The sequence below is a fragment of the Inquilinus limosus MP06 genome, from assembly GCF_000767795.1.
GTDB lineage: Bacteria > Pseudomonadota > Alphaproteobacteria > DSM-16000 > Inquilinaceae > Inquilinus > Inquilinus limosus_E.
Genome location: NZ_JANX01000436.1, coordinates 1 through 5574, shown reverse-complemented (window position 1 = coordinate 5574; position 5574 = coordinate 1). Strand labels below are relative to the sequence as shown.

The 5574-nt window shown below is 70.3% G+C and carries 5 protein-coding genes; 3 read left to right on the top strand and 2 right to left on the bottom strand.

Going from position 1 to position 5574, the window contains the following annotated elements; genetic code table 11:
* Together P409_RS25155 and iolG are read right to left on the bottom strand one after the other, a co-directional pair.
* Positions 1-321 (bottom strand): cold-shock protein (locus tag P409_RS25155; protein WP_034844947.1); only part of this gene is annotated, 321 nt, incomplete at its 3' end.
* Positions 322-695: 374 nt separating this feature from the next.
* Positions 696-1682, bottom strand: a complete 987-nt coding sequence (gene iolG / locus P409_RS25150) for an inositol 2-dehydrogenase (protein ID WP_034844944.1) — start codon at positions 1680-1682, stop codon at positions 696-698.
* A gap of 138 nt (positions 1683-1820) precedes the next feature.
* Between iolG and P409_RS25145 the strand changes: the two genes are divergently transcribed.
* From P409_RS25145 to P409_RS25135, 3 genes are all read left to right on the top strand, one after another.
* Entirely contained in the window at positions 1821-2639 is an 819-nt protein-coding gene (locus P409_RS25145; RefSeq protein WP_034844943.1) for a 5-deoxy-glucuronate isomerase, read from the top strand.
* Positions 2632-4551, top strand: a complete 1920-nt coding sequence (locus P409_RS25140) for a bifunctional 5-dehydro-2-deoxygluconokinase/5-dehydro-2-deoxyphosphogluconate aldolase (RefSeq protein WP_034844942.1) — start codon at positions 2632-2634, stop codon at positions 4549-4551. Before P409_RS25145 ends, P409_RS25140 begins: the two co-directional genes overlap by 8 nt.
* A 13-nt stretch (positions 4552-4564) precedes the next feature.
* Positions 4565-5574 (top strand): thiamine pyrophosphate-binding protein (locus tag P409_RS25135; RefSeq protein WP_034844945.1); only part of this gene is annotated, 1010 nt, incomplete at its 3' end.

Sequence of the window (5574 nt, the reverse complement as noted above, 5' to 3'; positions counted from 1 at the left end):
GCCGCCGCGATCGCCGCCGAAGCCGCCACCACCGCCGAAGCCGCCACGGCCGCCGCCGTCACCGAAGCGGTTCGGACGGAAACCGCCGCCGGCGCCGCCGGCCGGCGGGGCGCCGAGCTCCTCGATGCGATGGATCACCGCGACCTGCGGACCCTTCTGACCTTCCGCGATGTCGCAGACGATCTTCGTGCCCTCATACATCTCGCGATGGCCGGACTGTTCCACGACCGAGGCGTGCAGGAACGCATCCGGCGAACCGTCCGTCACCTGGACGAAGCCGAAGCCCTTCGTCGGGTTGAACCACTTGACCACTGCCGTCACGTCACGGCGATATTCGCCGCCTCCGACGCGCGGCGGATGACGTCGGTTCATCATTGAACTGAAACTCCAAGAGAAAGTGCTGCACCAGGACCAAGGGTGCGGCTTCCGCGAGCGGAAACCAGAATCTGTCCGCTCGCAACCGACGACAAGCCGGTGCTGGACGGTCTGAACGTTTTTGTCGAGACGACCATTCGTTACCTGAGACAACCAGCCCGCGTGTGGTTGACCCACCCGCGGGCGACGATCGTCTCCATACCCCTCAGCCGAGCCTACAGAAGACACCCGCGTGGACTATAACCTCAGCCCGCGCGCGTTGACCATAGGCGTCGCACCGGGTTGCGAGAGATTCTTTCGCAGGACAAATCGAGGCGGAGTCAGCGTGACAGCCGCACCGGAGCGCCGGTCTTGCACGATTCCCAGGCCGCGTCGGCGAGCAGCAGCGCCCGCTTCCCGTCCTCTCCACCGGCGCGGGGCGCCCGCCCTTCCAGCACCGCGTCGATGAAGTCGTCGAGCTCGCGCCGATAGGCTTCCGCGTAGCGTTCCAGGAAGAAATGCAGAGGCTTGTCCCGCACCACCCCGTCGGCGCCGGCATATTCCACCGTGGTCGCGGCGCGGTTCTCGGCCCGCAACATGCCGAGCGACCCGAAGGCCTCGACCCGCTGGTCGTAGCCGTAGACGGCGCGGCGGCTGTTGGAGATCTGGGCGATGGCGCCGCCCGCGGTCTTCAGCGTCACCACCGCGGTGTCGACGTCGCCCTCGGCGCCGATCGCCGGATCGACCAGGTTGCTGGCGGTGGCGTAGATCTCGACCGGCTCCTCGCCCAGGAGCCAGCGGGCGATGTCGAAATCATGGATCATCATGTCCCGGAACAGGCCGCCGGAGACGCGAATATAGCTGGCCGGCGGCGGGCCCGGGTCGCGGCTGGTGATTGCCACCAGCTCGACCTTGCCGATGCGGCCTTCGGCGATGCCGGCATGAACCGCCTCGAAGCTGGGGTCGAAGCGGCGGTTGAAACCGAGCGCCAGCGGCACGCCCGCCTGGGCGACGATGTCGAGGCAGCCTTCCACCCGGGCGCTGTCGAGGTCGATCGGCTTCTCGCAGAAGATCGCCTTGCCGGCCTTGGCCGCGGCCTCGATCAGGTCGGCATGGGTGTCGGTCGAGCTGGCGATCACCACCGCGTCGGCGCCGTCCAGCGCCGCCAAGCCATCGCCGACCGCGGCGCCGTGCTGCTTCGCCAGCGCCTCGGCCGCCTCGCGATGCACGTCGACCACCGCCACCAGTTGGGTGCGCGGGTTCCGGGCGATGTTGTCGGCATGGATCTTCCCGATCCGTCCGGCACCGAACTGGCAGATCTTGAGCATGGATTCCTCTCCCTCGCGACGCGCCGGATCATCGTCCCGGCGGCGGCCGACCGCGACAGAAAAATCAGAATTCCGAGGTTGCAGTCAAATGGAATATTTGTTCTATTTGGCCGAAACAGCCTTGGGGAGGACCAGCCCATGACCCGCCATCTGACCGGCCACCGCGGCGGCTTCGGCCCGGGGCTGACGCAGATCACCCGCTTCGACGAGCCCGAGGACGACACCGGCATCGCCGTCGCCGTGCTGAAGCTGGCGCCAGGCGAGAGCCGCGAGATCGAGACCGCGAACGAGACCGCCTGGCTGCTGATGTCCGGCACCGCCGAGGTGACCGTCGACAACCAGTCCGTCCGCTTCTCCCGCGCCTCGCTGTTCGATGAATCGGCCAGCGCCGTGCATGTCGCCGCCGGCGCCCGGGTGCGGCTCACGGCCGAGACCGAGGCGGAGTTCACCGTCTACGAGACCAGGAACGCCAAGCCCTTCCCGTCCCGCGTCTTCGGGCCGGCGGACGTGCCGAACGAGCACCGCGGCAAGGGCCAGGTCGACGAGGCCTGCTACCGCTATGTCCGCACCATCTTCGACCTGCGCAACAGCGACCCGAATGCCGAGCTGGTGCTGGGCGAGGTGGTGACCTTCCCCGGCCGCTGGTCGAGCTATCCGCCGCACCACCATCCGCAGCCGGAGATCTACCACTACCGCTTCACCGACCCGCGCGGCTACGGCCATGCCGAGCTGGGCGAGACCGTGCTGAAGGTGCGGGCGAACGACACGGTCAAGATCTTCGACGGCTTCGACCACGCGCAATGCGCCGCCCCCGGCTACGGCATGTACTACGCCTGGGTGATCCGGCACCTCGCCGGCAACCCCTATACCGTGCCGGAGTTCACCGAGGAGCACCGCTGGACCATGGACGCGCAGGCCGAGTTCTGGCGCCCGGAGGGGGTCTCGCGTCATGGCTGAGCCGACACTCGACGTCATCTGCATCGGCCGGTCCTCGGTCGACCTCTATGGCGAGCAGGTCGGCGGCCGGCTGGAGGACATGGCCTCCTTCGCCAAGTACGTCGGCGGCTGCCCGACCAACATCTCGGTCGGCGGCGCCCGGCTGGGCCTGCGCACCGCCCTGCTGACCCGGGTCGGCGACGAGCATATGGGCCGCTTCATCCGCGAGCAGCTGGCGGCGGAGGGCGTGGACACCAGCCATGTCATCACCGACCCGAAGCGCCTGACCGCGCTGGTGATCCTGGGCATCCGCGACCGCCACACCTTCCCGCTGATCTTCTACCGCGAGGATTGCGCCGACATGGCGCTGTCCGAGGACGACATCGACGAGGCCTTCATCGCCTCGGCCCGCGCCGTGGTCGTCACCGGCACCCATTTCTCGACGCCCGGCGTCGCGGCGATGAGCCGAAAGGCGATGCGGCTGGCCCGTGCCCATGGCCGCAAGGTGGCGCTGGACATCGACTATCGCCCCGTGCTGTGGGCCCTGACCGGCCATGGCCTGGGCGAGGAGCGCTTCGTCGAGAGCTCGGCTGTCAGCGCCCATCTGCAGGCGATCCTGCCGGAGTGCGACCTGATCGTCGGCACCGAGGAGGAGATCCACATCGCCGGCGGCGCCACCGACACGCTGGCGGCGCTGCGCCGGGTGCGGGAGTTGAGTGCCGCCACCATCGTGGTCAAGCGCGGGCCGATGGGCTGCGTGGTGTTCCCGGGCGCGATCCCGGACGACATCGAGCAGGGGGTGAAGGGCCCCGGCTTCCCGGTCGAGGTCTACAATGTGCTGGGCGCCGGCGACGGCTTCATGGCCGGCTTCCTGCGCGGCTGGCTGCGCGACGAGCCGGTCGAGGCCGCCTGCCGCTACGCCAATGCCTGCGGCGCCTTCGCCGTATCGCGGCACGGCTGCGCCCCGTCCTACCCGAGCTGGACCGAGCTGTCGCAGTTCCTGGCCGAGGGCAGCGCCCATCACCGGCTGCGCGAGGACCCCGCCCTGAACCAGGTGCATTGGGCGACCACCCGGATCCGCGACTGGTCCGAGGTCCACGCCATGGCCTTCGACCACCGTTCGCAGCTGGAGGAGATGGCGGCGCGCCACGGCGCCGACCCGGAGCGGATCGGCGACTTCAAGCTGCTGGCCTGGACCGCGGCGAAGCAGGCGCATGGCGACCGGCCCGGCTTCGGCGTGCTGATCGACGGCCGGCTGGGCAGCGAGGCGCTGTTCGCCGCCGCCGGCAGCGGCGCCTGGATCGGCCGGCCGATCGAGCTGCCGGGATCGCGCCCGCTGCGCTTCGAGGGCGGGCCGGATGTCGGCGTCACTCTGCGCGAATGGCCGCTGGAGCATGTGGTCAAGTGCCTGGTGCAGTACCACCCGGACGACCCGCCGGAGATCCGGGCCGAACAGGACCGCCAGCTGCTGGCCCTGTTCGACGCCAGCCGCGCCACCCGGCACGAGCTGCTGCTGGAGGTGATCCCGCCCCGGACCATGCCGGCCGACGACCGCACTGTGGCCCGGGCGCTGGACCAGCTCTACGCCCTCGGCATCCATCCGGACTGGTGGAAGCTGCCGCCCCCTCCCTCCGAGGCCGCCTGGGCGGCGATCCAGGAGGTGATCGCCCGGCGCGACCCGCATTGCCGCGGCGTGGTGCTGCTGGGGCTGGAGGCGCCGGAGGAGGAGCTGACGGCCGCCTTCACCCTGGCCGCGCGCCAGCCCTGGTGCCGCGGCTTCGCGGTCGGCCGCACCATCTTCGGCCGCGCCGCCGAGGACTGGATCGCGGGGCGCATCGACGATGACGAAGCGGTGAGACGAATGGCCGCCAGCTATGGCAGCCTGATCGCCGCCTGGGAGAATGCCCGCGCCGCGGCACAAGCCGCAGCCTGAAGGAGCAATGGGGATGGGAACCGTGCGTTTGACCATGGCGCAGGCCCTGGTGCGCCACCTCGCCGCCCAATGGGTTGAAACAGGGGGGATCGAGGACGAGAACGGCCAGCGCGAGCGCCTGTTCGCCGGCTGCTGGGCGATCTTCGGCCACGGCAACGTCGCCGGCATGGGCGAGGCGCTGTACGCCCATCGCGAGCAGTTGCCGACGCTGCGGGCGCATAACGAGCAGGCCATGGCCCTGTCGGCCATCGCCTATGCCAAGGCCAAGTTCCGCCGCCGGATGATGGCGGTGACCACTTCGATCGGCCCCGGTGCCACCAACCTGGTGACGGCGGCGGCCCTGGCCCATGTCGACCGGCTGCCGGTGCTGCTGCTGCCCGGCGACATCTATGCCAGCCGCCGGCCCGACCCGGTGCTGCAGCAGGTCGAGGATTTCGGCGACGGCACGGTCAGCGCCAATGACTGCTTCCGCCCGGTGTCGCGCTATTTCGACCGGATCACCCGGCCGGAGCAGATCCTGACCGCCCTGCCCCGCGCCCTGGCGGTGCTGACCGACCCGGCGGAGTGCGGGCCGGTGACGCTGGCCCTGTGCCAGGACGTGCAGGCCGAAGCGTACGACTACCCCGCCTGGTTCTTCGAGGAGCAGGTGCATCGCATCCGCCGTCCCGGCCCGGACGAAGCCGAGCTGGCCGCAGCCGTCGCGGCGCTGCGCAAGGCCGAGCGGCCGCTGGTGATCGCCGGCGGCGGCGTGCTCTATTCCGGCGCGGCCAAGGCCCTGGCCGGCTTCGCCGAGCGCCACGGCCTGCCGGTGGCCGAGACCCAGGCCGGCAAGGGCAGCCTGGCCTGGAACCACCCGGCCAACGTCGGCTCGATCGGCGTCACCGGCTCCAGCGCCGCCAATGCGCTGGCGGTCGATGCCGATGTGGTGCTGGCGGTCGGCACCCGACTGCAGGACTTCACCACCGGCTCCCGCGCCCTGTTCCGGGCGCCGGGGCGGACGCTGATCCAGCTGAACGCCGCGGT